Raw genomic sequence first — 19,258 nt, 5'->3', positions numbered from 1 at the left:
GCTCTGGGCTCGGCGGCTCAACGGCTAGAGCGGAAACCTGCCGGACAGTTCGAGCGTGCCCGCGCAGGTCCAGGCAGCCAACCGTTCATCGTCGGAGGGGCCGCCCTGAAGCGGACTGGTCAGATTGGGCCGCCGGACCCAACAGCCGGCTTCCTCGGCGATGAGGGCGCCTGCGGCGAAATCGTGTTCGTTGAGGCCCCGTTCGCCGTAGGCATCGTGGGTTCCGTCGGCCACGAGACACAGGTCCAGGGCAGCCGAACCGAGACGCCGGAGGTCAGCGAAGCCGCTCATCAGCCCGCCCAGAAGGGCGGACTGCTCTGCCCGGACGCCGGGATCGTAGCTAAAGCCGGAGGCAAGAATCCGGCCGACCCGTCCGGGCACCGGGCCGGTCAGCTCGGTCCGTTGGCCCTGTTCTTCAAGCCATGCGCCGTAGCCGCGGGCCGCGTAGTAGACGCGTCCCAGCGCCGGGGCGTTGACGACGCCGGCCAGCCAGGCGCCTTCGGCATCTGCCACCGCTACGGAGGTTGCGTAATAGACGATATTTCGGATGAAGTTGGTGGTGCCGTCGAGGGGATCGATGGACCAACGGTAGCCGCTGGGGGAATCCGGCCGGGTGGTTCCATGTTCCTCGCCCGTGATGACATCCCGCGGCCGGGCCGAAGTGATGACGCCACGTACGGCGTTCTCGGCCGCAAGGTCAAAGGCAGTCACCCAGTCCCCTGCCTCACCCTTGTTGCTGACGCCAAGGACGGCACCGTTCCGTTTGGACAGAATCGCGGCACCGGCGGCTGCTGCTTCCTTGGCCAGCTCAAGCAACTGGACAGACTCCAGCGGCGGGGCCGGCAGCCGGGCGGGATCCGGGGTCATTCGGAATCTCCGTCCGTGTCCGACGGTTCTGCATGGCCAGCCGGACCAGCAGGACCAGCCACCAGCAACTCACGGAATCCATCTTCATCAAGGACCGGGATGCCGAGCTGTTCTGCCTTGTCCAGTTTGGTTCCGGCACTTTCCCCGGCCACCACGTAGCTGGTGTTTTTCGATACCGAGCCTGCTGCTTTGCCGCCGCGGATCAGAATTGCTTCCTTGGCCTCGTCACGGCTGAAGTTGGGCAGGCTTCCGGTGACCACTATGGTCAGTCCTTCCAGTGTTCTTGGGGCTGACGCGTCCTGCTCATCGGCCATCCGCACTCCTGCAGCGGCCCAGCTGTCAACGATGTCCCTGTGCCAGTCTTCCGTAAACCATTCCGTCAGGGCAGCAGCGATGGTCGGACCAACCCCGTCCACTCCGGCGAGCTGTTCCTCGGAGGCCTGCCGGATGGCGTCCATTGTGCCGAATGCCGTGGCCATGGCGCGTGATGCCCTGGGGCCCACGTGCCGGATGGACAGCGCCACCAGTACGCGCCAGAGCGGCTGTGATTTGGCCTTTTCCAGTTCCTTGAAGAGCTTGTCTGTATTTGACGTCGGTTTGGACGGGGCCTTCGCCGTTGCTTTGCTGAAAAAATAGGGCACCAGTTCGAACTCGCCGGTACCCACACCCTTGGACCGTTTTTCGCGCCGGATACGCACCGCTTCAAGGTCCTCAGGAACCAGATCAAAAAGCAGCGCCTCCGTGGTCAGCGGCGGGATCTCCGGTTCGGCAGGCTGCGTCAGCGCAAACGCTGCCTCGTCACCCAGAGCTTCAATGTCAAAGGCACCCCGGCCGGCAAGGTGCGCCACACGTTGGCTGAGCTGCGCCGGGCACGACCTCGAATTAGGGCACCGGATATCAATGTCACCATCCTTTGCCGGCGCCAGGGGGGTCCCGCACGACGGACACTGAGTGGGCATTACAAAGGCACGGACCGCGGGATGCTGCAGTTCCCGCAGGGCCAGCACGGGCCCGACGATTTCCGGAATCACGTCCCCGGCTTTGCGAAGAATCACGATATCGCCGATCATCACGCCTTTGGCTTTGACCACATCCTGGTTGTGCAGCGTGGCCATTTCCACCGTGGATCCGGCGACCTTGACGGGCTCCATGATCCCGTAGGGTGTGACACGTCCGGTCCTGCCCACATTGACCGCGATCTCCAGCAGTTTGGTGTGGACTTCCTCCGGCGGGTACTTGTAAGCCACAGCCCAACGGGGTACCCGGGATGTGTAACCAAGGGCACGCTGCGTGGCAAAATCATCAATTTTGACCACAATGCCGTCGATCTCGTGCAAAAGACTGTGCCTCTTGTCCCCATGGTTCGAGATAAATTCGATGACCTGTTCCGGGGTGGCGAGGACTTGAAAGTACGGGCTGATAGGCAGCCCCCACTCCTTGAGGAGCGCATAGCTTTCCGACTGGCTGGCGGTCTCCAGCCCCTCGCGGGCGCCGATCCCGTGAACAAACATCCGGAGAGGACGTTTGGCTGTTTCGGCAGGATCCTTCTGGCGCAGTGAGCCGGCTGCAGCGTTGCGCGGGTTGGCGAGCGGGGCCTTTCCGGCGTCGACCAGTGCCTCGTTAAATTCCGCGAATGCCTGGGAAGGAATAAACACCTCGCCCCGGATTTCCATCTCGGCCGGAAAACCGGTGCCGGTGAGCAACTGCGGGATCTCCTTGATCGTCAGTACGTTATGCGTGATGTCTTCGCCGGTGGTGCCGTCACCGCGGGTGGCTGCGCGGATGAGTTTCCCGTCCCTGTAGAGCAGGTTGACGGCGAGGCCATCGATCTTCAGCTCCGTCAGCCAGGCAGGTGGCGGATTGCTTCCACCGATTTTTGCCACGCCGGCCTCTGCCTTGGCAATCCACGCCTGCAGCTCCCCGAGGGAAAAGACGTCCTCCAGGCTGTACATGCGCTGCAGATGGTCGACGGCGGCAAACGCCGCTGAGACTTCGCCTCCTACTTCCTGAGTGGGCGAATCGTTTGACACGAGTTCCGGATGCAGGGCCTCCAGTTCCTCCAGCCTCCGGAACAGCTCGTCAAATTCGGCGTCCGAAACAACCGGGGAGTCTTCCTGGTAGTAGGCGAAGCGGTATGTGCGGACGCGATCCGCCAGGTCCAGGTACTCCGTACGGACGGATTCGGAAGGAACCACCTCCGGAGCAGTCCCGGTGGCTGATTCTTCTGCGTTTATTTCTGCGTTTATTTCTGCGTTTATTTCTGCGTTTATTTCTGCGGGGCCGGGTGCTGTACTCACAGAACCATCTTGCCCTACACCTCCGACAATGTGCGGACGAAATGACGCTGCCTTCCCGAAGGTCTACCGACAGTGGCTCCTTCACAGCTGATTAAAAACGCAGGGTCCGGGCGCATTGCTGCCCCCGGACCATTCGCATGCAGCACTAGCCACGGCCGTCATGGGGAACGGCGTCAGTGTGAGGCGAGGCGGTTCCGGCTCCACAGTGCGAAGGCCATCCCGCCGAAACCAACCAGCAGCACGCCACCCATGATGCCGAAGACTCCAAGCGTTCCCGGGCCCGGACCGTTTTCGCCTGCAGAAATGGCTGCGGCCTGACTCGGTTTCTCCGACTTCCGGATTGGTTTGTTCCAATTGGACTCTGTTGAGGGGGCGGCAGCAGTGGGGCCTGCGCTTGACGGGCCAGGGGTGGTGGACGCCGAGACGGATGCTGAGGCCGCAGTCTCGGTGACTTCCGAGGCCTGCGTGGGCGAAGGCTCCGGAACCGTTGGTGCCGGCGCAGGGAGCGCGGGAGGCTGGACTGGCGCCGGGAGGGCGGGCCCAGTGGTCCCTGTCGGCTGGGAAGTCGGCGTCGGTGTTTCTGTGGGGCCAACCGGTGGGATCGTGATTTCGCAGGATTTACCCGGTGGGCAGAGCGCAGGCGCGGCATTAACGGCACCGGCTGTCGAGATAGCCACCGAGAGCGCCAACCCCAATGCTGTCAACGCAGGAAGAACTGCGGTCCGCAAGCAAAATGGTCGGGGCATGGTTACCTTTGCAACAGTGCGCAGCCCCCCTCTGCAGCGAATTCATCTCCCGCGTATCTTCCTACAACACGCCGCACGGTGGCAAATCCGGTGGAACTCCCGCGGACCACGTATAAGCCCTGACAAGGTCCGCGGGAGAAGAGTAGGGGATCTTCAGTTCCGGTTCTCGGGAGGCAAAGCGATCTGCAGCTTCCGGACCTTTCCACGCCCAACGATGTAACCGCGCCCGGGGATGAAATCGGTGCTGATCCTGCCCAACGACGTGTTCAGCAGGCTGTCGCCTTCAATATCGCCAGGGTTGATCAGCAGGCCACGGCGGCCCGACTTGAACGGCTGCGAAAGGGACCAGGCCGACGACCAGGTTGAGGTCTCCGACTCCCCGATCACCCATTGGTCTGCCTTGATGGAAGTGGTCACCAGACGCTCAATTCCGGACTCCGCGCCGGTATCCGTAAATTCGGTCAGGCCCTCGATGAAGATTGCCAGCTTGCCCGGGTTCCCAGAGGAGTGGTCAACCAGCTCGTCGATCGCTTCCTCCACGTCATCCGCACCCATCAGGGAACGGTTCCAGATGGGCAGTGATGCCACGGCGGATCTGCGTGAACCGATGTAGATCAGCTCGGTATCCGGGTTGGAACGGCGCAGGGCATAGGCGATGGTGACCAGGGCGACGGTACGGCCGGCCCCGGGCGGACCTGCCAGCAGCAGCGGACCCTTGGCCATGATCTCGGCCGGCTGGAGAGTTTCGTCATCCACACCGATGACCGGGAGGTCCACACTGCCCGCCGGCAGGATGTCCAGGTCCACCCGTTCCGGCAGCCGTTCGATCTGCGGGGCTTTTCCCACGCCTTGGCGCAGCATGGCTTCACTGAGTTTGTGCACTTCGCGGGCCTGCAGGGCAAGGTTGGAGTTGCCGCCCAGGACAGCCAGCTGTACTTCAAGGCTGCCAAGCAGACCGCGGCCGGGAGGCGAGCTCTGGCTCAGGACATCCTTGGGGACATCCATGGACATGTAGTCGTCCTCGGACGAGAGCCTGAGCACCAGCCTCCGCTGGATGGAGGCCAGCAACGACGTCGGCACGGAGTTGGGCCGGTCGCCGGTGACCACCAGATGGATGCCCAGCGGACGCCCGTCGGTGGCCAGCTGCAGGAAAATGTCCCAGAGGGCAGAAAGCCTGCTGTACTCATACGCCTCACGAAATGCGGACATGCCGTCCACCAGCACGAAGATCCGCTTCTCCGCCGGCCTGTTCGCCAGCATCCGGTACTCCACGATCGTGGAGGCCCGGACCTCGGAAAAGCGGGCGGAACGGTCATCGGCCAGCTCGCGCAGCCAGCGGAGCAGCCGCCCCACGCGCTCGACGTCGTCTCCGTTGATGATCTCTCCGACGTGCGGCAGTTCATCCAGCATTTTCAGGCCCGAAGAACCGCAGTCGATGCCGTAGACGTGCACGGGGCCCCCGCGTGGCGTCACGGCTGCGGCGATGGCAACGCCACGCAGCGCCGCAGACTTCCCGGAACCACCGGTGCCGTAGATGGCCATGTTGCCGTCTTTGTCCGGTTCGTAGAACACCGTGGGCTGGTCCTGGTGTACGGGGTCGTCGGCGACACCCAGCAGCAGGCGTTCATCCGTGCGGGGATTGGGCAATTTGGAGAAGTCATAGGTGGTGGCCAGTTCATTCAGCCACGGCTTCCGGGGCGGCCGAATGGACAGGACCTCGGCAGCCTTGACGATATTGGCCGTCATCCGGGCGATGTCATTGGGGCCGGCCGGCTCTTCCTTAACCGCAATTTCGGGGGCCGGAGCCTCCCAGCTGGGGCCCGAGCCGAATGCCATTTCCACGATGTCTATCTGTGGCCGCTGTGGCTTCTCCGTGGTCCACCCACCGGCGTAGCCGGTCTGGAAGCCCTGGATCCGGCCGGGGCCGGTCTTGGCAGCACCACGGCCGGGGATCGACGGATCGAAATAGGCGGCTGTTGGCACGCCAAGGATGTCGGTGGCGTCGTCCTCATCTGCCATACGCAGGGCAACCCTCAGGTTTGTGTTTGCGCGGAGGCTGTCCTTGATCACGCCGGCCGGCCGCTGCGTCGCCAGGATGAGGTGGAGCCCCAGCGAGCGGCCGCGGGCGGCCACATCCACCACGCCGTCCACGAATTCCGGCACTTCGGTAGCAAGGGCCGCGAACTCGTCCACAATGATGATCAGGTAGGGCGGTGCCTCTGGATCCGCTTCCCGTTGCAGGGCCAGCAGATCCTTGGCTTTCTTCCTGTTAAGCAGGTGCTCCCGGAAATGGAGTTCTGCACGGAGGGACGTCAGGGCGCGCCGCACCAGGTGCTGGGAAAGGTCAGTCACCAGGCCCACCGTGTGAGGCAGTTGCAGGCAGTCGGCAAAGGCGGCACCGCCCTTGTAGTCGACAAAGAGGAAGCTGACCCGGTCCGGGCTATAGGCCGCGGCCATGCCCATCACCCAGGATTGCAGGAACTCTGATTTGCCGGCACCGGTGGTGCCGCCCACGAGTGCGTGGGGGCCCTCGTTTTTCAGGTCCAGGTACAGCGGTTCGACACCCTTGGAACCCACCAGGGCCCGGAGCGTGCCGTTATCCTTGCGGTTGGCCACGGCCGTGGAGTGGACGGAATTGTTTTCCTTCCAGCGGTCCGCAACAGCCTGCGGATTGTCCATGAAGTCCTTGCCGATAAGCGTGGCGTAGGACACCGAACGCGGAAGATCGGAGTCATCGTCAACCGGCTTTCCCACATCTACGACGGGCGAGAGCATCCGCGCCAGCTGTGCGGCGAGCTCGGCGTCGAGGCTCTCACAGCTCACCGGGTAGGTGTGGCGTCCCAGCCGGACCTGACCGGTGGTGGTGCCGTGATCGCCGTCGACCGCCATAAAATCGCGGCACGCGGCCGGCAGCGCCTGCATACTGGTGGCCACCCACATAACGTGCACCCCAGAATCCGGGCCCCGTTCCACGAGGCGGGTCAGGCGTCCCCGGTCCACCGGCGCATCGTCCTCAACGATGACCAGCACAGCGGGCAGCACCGGCCCGGGGACCTCCGCAGCCTCCGATTCGACTCCCGCGCGGTGGGTAGGCCGTGCCGTCTTGGCCGCGGCTTCCCGGGTGTCCAGCAGGTCCTCCAGCCGGGCCAGGAGCCTTGAACCGGCCGCTGAGCCGGCTGCGAGATGGTCACCGCTGAGCGGGCTGTGTCCGGAACCGACGTGGGGAAGCCATTGCAGCCAGTTCCAGCGTTCCTTGGACTGAGCGGAGGTGATGGCGGTGACGATGACCTCCGCCGGTGAGTGGAGACCCACCAGCTGGAGCACCATGCCGCGGGCGACATCGTCCACCAGGCCACGGGAACCGGCCAGGCCGAAGGCGCCGGCCGTGCGAAGCTGCGAGACAACAGGCACGCCCTCGATCTCCTGGAACTGCTTGAGGCAGTCCTGGATCTCGCGCATGTATTCCACTTCGGTGTCGTTGCTGTTCGACTCTTCAAAGATCATGCGCGACGGCGCCGTCCCCAGGCCGAAGCGGAGGCCCAGGAAGCCTTGGTGTTCCGGCCGGTGAGTCCACAGCAACGGACCGAGCTTGTAGATCGAATCCACGGTATCGCTGACCGATGGCGCTTCCTGGAGCCGGACGGACCGCTCGATGTGCTGCAGCTCAGTGATGTCTTGCCGGAAGGCGGCGATGGCTTCCCGGAACTGCTTCACCTGATCCTTGAGCTCACGTTTGCCCTGCATCTTGTGGTCCATGTAGTGGCCGATGATAAACAGCGGCATCATCATCATGAACACAACAGAGAGCAGGTTCCGGGTAAAGGCGAACATGAGGCCGCCCATCAGGAGCGGGGCAAGCAGCATGATGTACGGAAACGGGTGGTGATCCTGGCGTTTCGGCCCGGCAGGTAAAATCCGCTTGAGTGTATTAAAACGGGGAACCACCCGCGGAGAACGGTTGAAATCAACCAGGGGCGACGTCGGTGCTGCCGCCTGGTTTCGTGGCAGCGGCACCACAGTGAGGGTCGTGTCGCCCAACGTCACTGTGTCAGAGGAGTCCAGGGTGGCGCGTGAAACGGGCAGCCCGTCCATCAGGAGGCCGTTGGCCGAGTTGGTATCCACAATCTCCACAGCTTCGCCCACCGTGATCCGGGCGTGGCGCTTGGAGGTCATGGGATCGGAGAGCCTGATATCCACGTCCCGGTCGCGGCCGATGTAGCTGGTACCGGACGGCAGCGAAAACTCCTGGCCGACGTCGGGCCCGGACAGAATCCGAAGCGTGGCCGCGACGGGCCCCCGGCTGGCTCCGGGCGTGGAAAAGTGCTCGCTGACCTGGGTCAGTGACACAACGGAACCCGGCCGCAGCCCTGATTCCAGCAGATTGTCCGTGCGGGTCAATACGTTGCCACGCATGCCCCCGGCAACAAAGGCCTCGTCAATGGTGAGCGAGAGGTTGCCCGGCGCCGGTGTGCCCCGCCGTTCCGGGTCAGCGACCCAGAGCTGTGCGGCGATGTCAGCCACTGTGGCCAGACCGTCAACGGTGACGGCGAGATCTTTGGCTTCGGCCGGTTCCCGACGCAGAGTCAGTCGTATTCTCACCCTTCGTCGACGCCTCTCATCTTTTCGAGCAGGTACAGGTCATCGGCGGTTACCAGATGCGATGTGACGGCATGCTCAACGAGCCTGGCCCGGCGGTTCGTGGCGAGCTTCCCGCCACCGCCCCGCAGGCCCGCTACGCCCACCCTGTCCAGCTTGTCGCAGACATTGTCCAGCTTGCGGTTGAACCGGGTGAGCGCCCAGCCCAGCGTCATGGCTGCTGCCGCAGAATTCGGAATGGCGCTGAAGCCGGTACCATCGCGGCGGAGCATGGGCTCGGCAAGTGCAACAATCAGCGCCCGCTGGGACTCGGTGAACACTACGGGGCCAATGGTGGTCTCGCCGTTGCTGTCGTCGTCGCGGGCTTCCTGGCGGAAGGACGGCGTCTTCAGGTGGACCGCGAACTCGTAAGTGGTGGGCCCGGCCGTAAAGATAATGTTGGTGTGGCTGAATACCAGCGGGATCCTTGCGCCAGGCGAAAGCCAGGCCTGCATGCCGCCGGAGCCGTCGGCCACGGTGGCGGAGAGCATGCTGCCCACATTGCTGAGCCACCAGATGCCGTCATAGCGCGCGATCTGCAGGAACCGCCGGTGCAGATACGGGTTGTCGTCGACCTCCAGGTCGCCTTCACGTCCGATGCTGAAGACGTCCTCGTCTGAGGGGTCGTACCACTCACCACAGAAATCTATTGCTAGATCCCCCATTTTCCGTGCCTCCTAGTCGAGCAACACTGCTGTTCAATGCTGTAGGTCCTACCCGCGGCGTCAGCGTTCAATCCGGCCCGGATCTGTCATTTCGTATCCACGCAGGCAATTGATTCCCCGCCTTCCGGGGACGCCGAACCGTCGCTCCTGACGACGATCACCTGGATGCAGGTGGGCTCGCCCGGGTTGCCGACCACATCCACCTTGGTCAGCGTTGTGTTGACGTAGTTTCCGCTGTCCTTGACGGTCTTGATCCGCCATTTGTACACATCCCCGGCCTCCGGCTTAGGGTTGGTCCAGCTGAACATCACCTTCCCGGACGGGCCCACGGCACCGGCCAGATTTGAGACGTCGGGGACGGTGCCGTTGTCCAGTGCATCCGCGGGCGCCTTGCTGATCGGGTCTCTAGGCTGGACTTTGGGTTCCGGTGCCGCTGTGGCCACAATGATTCCCACCACCACGGCCAGCAGCAGCACGGCGGCGCCGCAGACGGACAGCCACAGATTTCGTTTTCCGTGGTCCGAGGTGGCGTCCTGGCCGACTTCCCCCGCCAGCGCCGGGCGGTTGACCGTGGCGTCCAGTTCCTGATCCTCGCGGTTTCCGCCAGGGCCGGGTCTCCCCTGCGGCGGCGCAGCCGGAGAACCGTGCAGCGGCGCAGCCGGAGAACCGTGCAGCGGCGCAGCCGGAGAACCGGAAACCGCAGGCTCATGCGATGGGTCCCGCAGTGCGGACGGCATGATGCCGGCTCGCTGGATGGTGGCGTCCTGGGTCTCCGTAGCCCGCCCTGAAGTGCCAGTACCAGTGCCCGTGCCGCCACGAAGCATCGTGGCCTGGTCCCAGTCATCCCCAGTCAAGGCATTTCCGACGACCGCCTCCGCGCCCTGGCCGGCGAATAGCGGCGGTTCGGCCATCTGGCGCGAGGACAACGGATGTGGAGGGCTAGGTGACGGCACTGCCGCAGAGGGGGCAGGTGATTCATGAAGGGACCGGATCGGCGCAGGGAAAGCAGGAACCCCGGACCCGGTGGCGCCTGGGCGCGGATTCTGCGGGCGGGTCCGGGCCGGAAAGGTGGGGGCACTGCCGGTCTTTTCCGGATCGATGGACGCGATATTCCGGACCCGGGTTTCTTCGAAACCGTCGTCAGGGTGGCTCCCGTCATGATGCGGCTCCTCGAGCACCTCAAACGGAGTCACCGAAAGATTCAGCTCAGCCTGGATCCGCTGCAGCGCCAGGGCAAAGGCATGGGCGGAGGAATATCTGGAGGCCGCGGACTTGGCCATGGCCGTCGATAATGCCAGCTCCAGGGACTCCGGAACGTCAGCGCGTCCCAGCCGCGGCACCGGCATGGCTGTGATGCGGGAAATCAGCTCCCGCTGTGAGTTGTCCGCACCGGGCATCACGAACGGGGACCGTCCGGCAAGCAGGGTGTAAAGCGTGGCAGCCAACGCCCAGATGTCCACCATGATGCCGTCCACGGGTCCGTCCCGGAACTGCTCGGGCGGCGACCACGGGATGGACATTCCGGCGTCTTCGTCGGCGTCGCTTCCCAGGGTTCCGGAGATGCCGAAGTCCGTCAGGGCCGGGCGGTTGTAGTCAGTGACCAGGATATTCGCCGGTTTGATGTCGCGGTGCGCAATGCCCGCCCGGTGGGCAGTTTCAACGGCGGACGCTACCTGGATCCCCACCGCAAGGACCTCATCAACGCTGAAGCGCTGCCTCCGGTAGCGGACGTCGAGGCTGGGCCGCGAGCAGTACTCCATAGCGAGGTATGAGTGGCCACCCTCGGTGACCTCAGCCTCAAAAATGGTCACGATGTAGGGGTGCGAGGACAATTGCGCCATCAGGTTCGCTTCGGACTCGAAACGGCGCCGGGCACCCTCGGTTTTCAGATCCGAGAGCAGGACCTTGACAGCAACTTTGCGGCGTGGACGGTCCTGCTCATAAAGGTACACATCGGAAAATCCGCCGGAGCCCAGCAGACTGATGTACGTGAATCCAGGGATAGGCGGCGGTGCAACTGGCCGCCTGGTACTCACAGAATCTCCTCAAACCGCAGCGAAATGTCGTCACCAAGTTCAGCGATATCACCGTCGAGGAGGATAGCCATTTCGTTCTGCGCCAGGCGTCGCGGCTGCTGTCCTTCCCGAACCAGCACCGTGCCGTTGGTCGCTTTCAGATCGCACAGCATCACGTGCCATCCCTCGAGGCGCACTTCAACATGGGACCGTGAGATGTCGCCGCTGGGGCTTGCCACCTGGACCAGTCTGGGCATCACCCCGCCCTGGACCCTGGACACCGAGGGTTGCCGGCCGATCACCAAAGACTGATCAAGATCGATGATGTGGCCAGTGGACACGCGCATGCGCCCGAGCCTGGGGCGCGGCACCTGTACTGCGTCCGAGGCTAGTGCCAGGCCGCAGCTGACGCATTTCGAGTTGGTGGGCGGATTAGCGTGGCCGTGCGCGCAAACGCGGGCCAGGACCAGCGGACCTGCCGGATCAGTTTCAGCGGGCCTGACCGGTGCGGGGTGGGCAACCATGCCGCCGAGGTCACCCTTCATGATGGTCTGGCCGTCGTGGTCTCCGTCGCCATCAGAGTGCTGGGCTGGGGTGGCCTGCCAGAGCTCCGTAGGTGCGAGTGACAGTGTGGCGGCTGTCTGGCCGGCCGCCGGTGGAGAGGCCGACGTCGACGGCGTCCACTGCCTCGGCGAGTCGCCTCCGGTGCTGTGCCACGGCACTGAATCGATCAGACCGCTGGTTGTTCCTGCATCGTTTTGGGGCTCAGGCGAGTCGGCGGACACCAGTTCATCAGCCCCGCCCATATTCCCGGGGTCTGTTCCTCCGGGCGCTGCTTTACCGGCTGGCGAATCTCCAGAAGGCGAATCACCGGCATCCACAGGAAGAGGATCCTGCTCCGCGGATTCGTGGCCAGGGTCCTCTTCTGGCTCGCGCACTGCGGCGTCCTCGATCGTGCGGACCACCGTCTTTTCCCACAGGTGGTCGTAGCTTCCGGTGAGCTCGCTGCGGGGAACCGCTGACGGCTCCAACGGTGCTGCCTGCTCAGGGACGGCGGCCTGCTCCCGCACAGCGGGGGCTTCCGTCGCGTCGCGCTGTTCAGCCGGCACTTGTTCCTCATCTCCGATGCTCATCATGGTGTCAGCCGAAGCACCGTGTTCCGAGACACCGTGTTCTGAGCTACCGTGTGCCGAGCTACCGTGTGCCGATGCGGCGTTGGCGCCGGCAGCTGGGGTGACTTCCGGGGCGGCCCGGGTCCCGGCTGCGGAGGTCGAGGCAGTCACGGCCACCTTCAACCCTTGGAGCAGCACCACGCCTTCGCCCAGCGGAAGTTTGGAATTTCCTGCTGCTTCGCCGGGCACGGAGAGGCTGTACCACTCGGGAACTGCGAGCCACCGTTCCGTCCAGGTGGTGACGTCGCGGCCGTTGAGCTCCACCGGACCGGTTGGCAGCTGTACGGTCAGGTCAATGTCCCCGCGCAGGAAAACACGAAGCGAGTCCTGGAAATCCACGATTCCAAACCACGGGATCTGAGTCAGCGAGAGTCCAAATCCGCGGGTCACGGCATGGAGCACTTCATGGATCTCGGGTCCGGTGCCCAGCAGCTCCCACAGCGAGTGCACCAGTTCCTGAGGAGCGTCCGGGCGGAGTATCACGGCGGTCCGCGAACGGACTACTCCCAACCAGGTGCCGGGAACATAGCTACTGGCCAGCATGTCCGGGGTCCTCACTTTCTGCGCCATCCTGCGTGGCAGGCTCAACGTCAGCTGCATCGTCGGCGCCGTCGCCGTCGCCGGTTCCGGTGCGCAAAGGCACGATTTCGGCGCGGGGCAGGGTGTCCTCATCTTCCGCGGAAGACGAAATGCGTGGCGCGGTGGTGGCCAGGCCGGCGTCGTTCAGTACATTTTTGGCGTCCACCACTATGGCTGTGACATTGTCTCGGCCACCGTTGCGAAGCGCGGCCTGAATCAGTGCATCCACGGCATCCTGGGGCTGGCCCACCGTGCTGAGGATGCGGAACATGTGCTCGTCGGTCAGCTCGGCATTGAGCCCGTCGGAGCACACCAGGATCCGGTCGCCCTCCTCGACTGGCAGCAGCCAGTAATCTGCTTCGGTCTCGTCCCCCGTGCCCAGCGCCCGGGTCACAACGTGCCGGCGCGGATGGACCGTCGCCTGTTCAGGGGTGATGTCGCCCGCATCCACCAACTCCTGGACCTCGGAATGGTCCACGGTTACCTGGCCAAAGCCGCCTTGGCTCAGGCGGTAAGTCCGGGAATCACCAATGTTCATCACCAACCAGTAGGGCATTCCCATCTGCTCCACAACCACCACGCCGGTCAGGGTGGTTCCTGCCCGCGCGCCGGTAGCCTCCCGGATGCTGCTATCCGCCCGGATCAGGTACTGCTGAAGGAGGGCTGCCGTTGCACTTCGCTCGCCGGTGGCCAGCTGCGGCATCCCTGCCAGGGCGCGGACACACATTCCGCTTGCGATCTCTCCCGCTTCGTGACCGCCCATGCCGTCGGCTACGGCGAAGACGGGGTCGGAGGCAATGAACGAGTCTTCGTTGAGTTCACGCCGCAGGCCACGGTCCGTCCCATAGCCGTAGCTGAGGCTGAGGCTGAGGCCGGCTGCGCCGCCGGTTGTGTGGGAAACAGCGGCCGGCTGTGAATTCATGCCTGTCCTAGGTGGAAGGTGCGGTCACCGAAATGGACGGCGGATCCTGGGCTGACGAAGACCGGGACGCCGGCCTGGAGAGAGGTCCGGATACCGTCCGGTGTGCTGACCGCGCTGCCGTTTGTGGAGTTACGGTCGGTCACCCAGATACCCGCACCATCGGTGAGTACATGAAGGTGTGTCTTGGAGATGGAACGTCCCGGATCATGCACTGCCAGAAGCAGGGCGTGCTGCTCCCCTGTCTGGGCTGCCGGATTTCTGCCGATCAGAACGGAGCGGTCCAGCTGGAAGTCGCGGCCGTCGTCGAGCCGTATGCGAAGCACGGCAACGGGAGCGGGTGGCTGCTGGGCACCGCCACGCATCTGCGTGCGGTCATGGTCATCGTCCGGGTGGAATTGATGCTGCGGTTCGGGCATCTGCTCTGCAGAGGCCGGAGCCTGCGGGGCAATGGTCGCCGGTTGGTGCTGGGAAAAGGCTGATGCCGGCTGGGGAACCACCGGGGCCGACGGCTGCGCCCCCGCCGGGTGCTGCGCAGCGGCCGGCTGAAGAGTCCCGGGAGCCTGCCACATGTTCGGATTCAGCGATGCCTGTGCGTTGATGACCTGCGGGGTGGTGTTGGCACCGGCCACCGGCGAGGACACCCGCTGAACCGGTGGGAGGTCCAGTGGTGCGAAGCTGTAGGGTCCCTGAATACCGCCCGTAGTCACGGGATTCCGGCCGGCCGTGACATCAAAGACGATGGTCTTGGCTGCGGAATCGTGCCAGCCGCGGAGTTTGCCGTTGTTGTCCCAGGAGTTGGAGACAACCACGGCAACCGCCCAGACTGCGCCCAGCAGTGCAAGCGGCCCCAGGATCCACAGCGCCAAGCCGAACCACTGGAAGGCGAGTACCATGATCGCTGCAATAGCGGCGAACAGCATACCCGCGCCGGTGACGACGCCGCGCACAAAAACACCTGCGGCGCCCGGTGCAAAACCATCGCTGTCAGCACTGCGGATCCCCATCAGGCGGTTTCCGATCGAGTTGCCCGACCGCCCTTCCCAGGTCATCAGGACAACCATGTAGATGAGCACCAGGGCAATGCCGATGCTGCCGAAAACCACCAGTGTGCCGGTGTCGTATACAATGAAGCCGCCACTTTGTGTCCGGGTCACACTGGAAAATCCGATCGTAAACGCCACCACCAGCACCACCGCCGGTGCCAGCCAGTCCAGCACTGCAGCGCCGAGGCGTTTGCCCGCCACGGCCGGTACCAACTCAAGATTGACTGCCATTCCGGTTCCTCCCCCTCGACTGTGCCCTGCCTGTATTACCGGGATAGTACCGGGAATCTGGCCGTTGTGCGCCGCAGCCCGGTCCATCAGGGCCTTCTGCGCCTGGTCAACATTTCGCAGGTTGCGCGCCGCCCGGTTGGTCAGTGGCGCCCCACAGGCGGTGCAGTATGTTGCCCCCGGGCGAATCACCTGCTGGCAGCGCTGGCAGCGCTCGGCGTTATGGCTCATTGTTCGGTGAGGTTCTTCCTGACGGTGCCCTTGAGCACGGTGGACACGTCTTCCGGGCCGGAATCCACTGTACCGGCATCGCGCCTGCCCTTGCCGGGGGCTCCACTCTGCGGTGCCTCAGACCTGCCGGCGCGCAGTTTGAGGGCGTTCCGTCCGTCAGATAGCAGGGACCGTGGCGAGAACCGCGCCTGCTGACGACGCCAGAATCCAACCGTTCCGGTCATTTCCTTGAGTGAGGTGTCCACGATAGTCCAGTACTCCTGGACCTCCTCCTCGCTCGGCTGGCCGGCGCCGAAGATGGAGGCATCGGCCCTGTTGGCCAGCATGGTGGTGGTGGCCTGTGTGCCGGGGAAGGCATCGGCGACCACGACGGCGGACTCTCGCCGGGTAGCGCGGCTGTCCACACCGGCGCCCATGTCCGTGGCAAGGCTGAGCACTTCATTCCAGCCACCGCCCACACGTTGGGCGGGATGCCCTTCCACAAAGCGTGCCTTCCGGCGCCGCGATTTGAGCAGGGCAATCAGCAGGAGCGGCAGTGCCAGAATCCCGATAGGAATCAGTGCCATTCCGATCGCGCCAAGCAGCGGGCCCCAGAACAGCCAGGAATTGTCTTTCTTCTGGTCGGCATCCAGGGCATCCGGTGAAGAATCCGGCGGGAGGTCGGCCGGTTCCTGCGGCGGGGGCGGTGGCTGCAGAACCTGCGGCTTGGGCTTGGATTTGTTTTCGGGGTCCGGCGGGATAGGGATGTTGTCCTTTGGCGGCGTGGGATCAAAAGAAACCCAGCCCGCACGGTCGAACGCCGCTTCCACCCAGGCATGGACGTCTTTACCTGTGATCTTCACTTCTCCGGCGCCGTTTTCGGGGCTGGTGGGATCCGGATAGAACCCCATAACCACCCGCGAAGGAATGCCCAGGTGCCGCAGCATGAGGGACATGGCCACGGCGTACTGCTCATCGTCACCCAACATCTGCTTGGCAGTCAGGAGATTCCGGATCCGGGCCGAACCGTGCCCGGAGACGCTCGGCAGCTGGCCTTCAGTGACCAGTCCGTTGCTGAAGGCGCCCTTCTTCTGGAAATGCGCCTCGATCTGGCGGACGCGGTCAATGGCTGTGGGCGCATCGGCGGAAAGGTCGTTCGCCTGCGATCCCACCACAGGCGGAACCTCCGCCGTATCAGGCAAGGTCAGTTTGGCGAAGTCGTACTGCGTCAGCTGGCCATGTTCGAGTTTTGCGGGATCAGAGACCTGGACGCTGTAGGAATCGCCCTTGGACAGTCCCTTGGTTGTGACTGCGGTGTCTGTCCCCGAGTTGAAGTAGAGCCCGCTGGCCGCACCGGAAGCACTCTGGGTAAAGCTGATGCCAGTGGTTTTCCGGCCGCCAGGTACGAAGTAACCCTGATAATCCTCGATGCTGACGTTGATGGTGTAGTCGTTGGTGGGCACAATCCCCGACGAGTCGGCCAGGGTGTTGATTGACTTGGCGTCGCCCACCTTGCTGAAGTTGCCGGATCCATTGGGGTCCATGTTGTAGTTGGTGCCGTTGAAGGAGTCCAGCGCAGCCAGCCGGACCCGTCCGTCCTTGGGCAACCCCTTGACCACAAAGAGGTTGTCGTCTTTTTTGTCCTTGACGAAGTTGCGGAAACTCGCCAGCGGGGTGATGAAGTCCTTGGGGTCGAACGGCGGCACAATGGCGTTGCGCAGGACTTTGCGGTCGTCGCCGGCGGTGACCAGCGGCGACGCGATGGCCGTGATGCCCACGCTGGCTGCGATGACGGCCGCTGCAGTGGCAAGGCGGCGAATTTTCGCCCGCTTGGCAGTGGCGGCATCATCCTGGGGCCGGTTCACGGAAACTTTCCGGGAATCGCTGCGGCGCAGGGCGTCGCGTCGGAACGTGGCCCAGGCAATGGCCACCACGGTCAGGGCAATACCGCGCTCCACGGTGAGGAACCCGGCGTTGGTGCTGAACGCGATGCCCGTGACAAACAGCACCAGCACCGGAACAAGCGGCCAGTAGGGGCTCTTGACCCGCCAGGTCAGCAGGCCTGCAGCAAGCGACGTGATGAGGGAGCTGAGGAACGGAACAATGAGCATTCCGCCGGCGGTGCCCACCGGCACGCCCACTGTCAGCATGTCCTTCCAGGCGAAGACCACGCCCAGCAGAAGAGTGCGCAATGAATCAAGGCTGGGGATAAAACCTGCAATGGCGGCATCCGGAACGGCCAGTGCGGTGCCGAAGACGAGGTAGGCGCCCAGGGCCATGGCGCTGGTGATGAGCATCCCGAGCCGGAAGTGCGCGTTGGAGGCGGCTATCGCAAGGCCGAGCACAATGCCGCCGAAGCCAGCGATCAGGTAATAAGGGTCGCCACCAAAGCTGAGGCTGAATCCGAGGACTCCCAGCCCCAGCAGCACCGCAAGGGCGCCGGCGTCGAGCGCGAAATGCCAGGCCGGCCGGCCGTCCGCGAAAGCGGACTCGCCGTTGTGCGGCTGCTGCATGCGGGGACGGAGGCCGGTTGCAGACCTCATGCGGCCGCCTTTCTCAGGACAATGGCCAGATCAGCGAGATCGCCCAGGGTGAGCACTGTCAGGTCTGCGATATTTGCCCGTGCCGGGGCGGCGCCTGCCTGCAGACGTACGGCAAGACTCCGGACGCCTGGAGGTACCGAGGCCGAGGCCGAACGGAGCTGGGCGGGGGTGACGTTGCTGCCCACCACAAAGAAAACAACGGACGCGTTGGGAACAGTGTCTGCCAGCGTCCGGGCAAGGTCGACGGCGGTCCTGCGCAGTGGCGCTCCGACGATCCTGGTCATGTCGTCCAGCATGTTCCGGCCGGTTTCGCACCTCAGCGGACCCTTTTGGGTGAGGACATCCAGTTCACGCTGTTCACGGATGGCCTGGCGTCCGATGGAGGCAGCGGCCGAAATCGCCATTTCAAACTCGGTCTCGGACGCGTACTCGTCGGTGTTGATGGAGAGCGAGATGGCCAGGTGCGCACGCCGGGTCTCCTCGAACTGGCGCACCATGAGTTTGTTGGTTCTGGCGGTGGTCTTCCAGTGGATGTGCCGGCGGTCATCACCGGGAACATAGTCCCGCAGGGCGTGGAAGGAAATATCTGCACTGGACAGATCCGTGGTTGGCATGCCCTCAAGGTCGCGGATGAAGCCCGCGGCGGATCCCACGAGGGCCACGGTTTTGGGGTGGACGTACAGGTCCTCCGGTTCTGTCCACAGCACCTGGCGACGCAGCAGGTGGAGCGGATCTGCGCGGACTGAGCGCACAGGCCCGACCACAATCACTGCCCGCCGGGCGGTGGGAATGGTAAAAAGGTCTTCGTGCACCTGTTGCGGCTTCATGCGGGGCAGGTGGAAAACGGCTGTGGCTGCGCCGACGGGAAGCTCCAGTGCTGCCGGCAACAGAGGCCGGGCTGAGGTGTTTGACACCGCGATGCTGCCCACGGCGCTGTCACCTACAGCCACCCGGGTTCTGGCCAGGTCAAGGAGCACACCGTACGATGACCGGCCCAGGACAAAACCCACGGCGATGACCAAAAGCACAGAAGCGGCGATGGCGGCGACCTTGGCCTCCTGCCAGCCAAAGGCCTGTCCCACCGTCCACAGCAGCATGGAGGCGGCAAGGACGGACCAGCCCAGGACACTGACCACCGACAGCACCGGCCACACGTAACGGAACCAGAACCCGCGGACGGTTCGCCAGGCGGGCGCCAGTGCCATTCCTGCGGTATCGCTGGCCTCGGCCCAGACTTTTGAGGGGTGGACGCGGGCGGGCCTGCCATGGTACTGCAGGAACTGCCTGCGCAGGCGTTCAGCAAGCCGGTTCAACGGAGTGCTGCTGGACATATGTG

The 19,258-nt window shown here is 64.2% G+C and carries 10 protein-coding genes; all 10 read right to left on the bottom strand.

Annotated features, from left to right (window positions below; translation table 11 throughout):
• Positions 1 to 24: 24 nt before the first annotated feature.
• Positions 25 to 867, bottom strand: a complete 843-nt coding sequence (locus tag ACQCST_RS07790) for an inositol monophosphatase family protein (RefSeq protein ID WP_426998707.1) — start codon at positions 865 to 867, stop codon at positions 25 to 27.
• Entirely contained in the window at positions 864 to 3,113 is a 2,250-nt protein-coding gene (gene ligA / locus ACQCST_RS07785; protein WP_426999111.1) for an NAD-dependent DNA ligase LigA, read from the bottom strand. Before ligA ends, ACQCST_RS07790 begins: the two co-directional genes overlap by 4 nt.
• Positions 3,114 to 4,063: 950 nt before the next feature.
• Positions 4,064 to 8,509: an FtsK/SpoIIIE domain-containing protein gene (locus ACQCST_RS07780; RefSeq protein ID WP_426998706.1), complete on the bottom strand. Its 4,446-nt coding sequence runs from the start codon at positions 8,507 to 8,509 to the stop codon at positions 4,064 to 4,066.
• Positions 8,506 to 9,210: a hypothetical protein gene (locus ACQCST_RS07775; protein ID WP_426998705.1), complete on the bottom strand. Its 705-nt coding sequence runs from the start codon at positions 9,208 to 9,210 to the stop codon at positions 8,506 to 8,508. Before ACQCST_RS07775 ends, ACQCST_RS07780 begins: the two co-directional genes overlap by 4 nt.
• Positions 9,211 to 9,296: 86 nt before the next feature.
• Positions 9,297 to 11,246 (bottom strand): serine/threonine-protein kinase, encoded by a 1,950-nt coding sequence (locus ACQCST_RS07770; RefSeq protein ID WP_426998704.1) that lies wholly within the window; start codon positions 11,244 to 11,246, stop codon positions 9,297 to 9,299.
• On the bottom strand, positions 11,243 to 12,955 hold the full coding sequence (locus ACQCST_RS07765; protein WP_426998703.1) for an FHA domain-containing protein: 1,713 nt from the start codon (positions 12,953 to 12,955) through the stop codon (positions 11,243 to 11,245). Before ACQCST_RS07765 ends, ACQCST_RS07770 begins: the two co-directional genes overlap by 4 nt.
• Positions 12,927 to 13,898, bottom strand: coding sequence for a PP2C family protein-serine/threonine phosphatase (locus tag ACQCST_RS07760; RefSeq protein ID WP_426998702.1), 972 nt, complete (start codon positions 13,896 to 13,898; stop codon positions 12,927 to 12,929). The genes ACQCST_RS07765 and ACQCST_RS07760 overlap by 29 nt, the downstream gene beginning before the upstream one ends.
• Positions 13,895 to 15,172: an RDD family protein gene (locus ACQCST_RS07755; protein WP_426998701.1), complete on the bottom strand. Its 1,278-nt coding sequence runs from the start codon at positions 15,170 to 15,172 to the stop codon at positions 13,895 to 13,897. Before ACQCST_RS07755 ends, ACQCST_RS07760 begins: the two co-directional genes overlap by 4 nt.
• 224 nt (positions 15,173 to 15,396) lie before the next feature.
• Entirely contained in the window at positions 15,397 to 17,922 is a 2,526-nt protein-coding gene (locus ACQCST_RS07750; RefSeq protein WP_426998700.1) for a transglutaminase domain-containing protein, read from the bottom strand.
• Positions 17,919 to 19,253, bottom strand: a complete 1,335-nt coding sequence (locus ACQCST_RS07745; protein ID WP_426998699.1) for a DUF58 domain-containing protein — start codon at positions 19,251 to 19,253, stop codon at positions 17,919 to 17,921. The genes ACQCST_RS07750 and ACQCST_RS07745 overlap by 4 nt, the downstream gene beginning before the upstream one ends.
• Positions 19,254 to 19,258 lie beyond the last annotated feature (5 nt).

Source organism: Pseudarthrobacter sp. N5 (genome assembly GCF_050157035.1).
Lineage (GTDB): Bacteria > Actinomycetota > Actinomycetes > Actinomycetales > Micrococcaceae > Arthrobacter.
The sequence above is the reverse complement of the archived record's forward strand: the minus strand, read 5'-3'. Positions and strand labels throughout refer to the sequence as shown.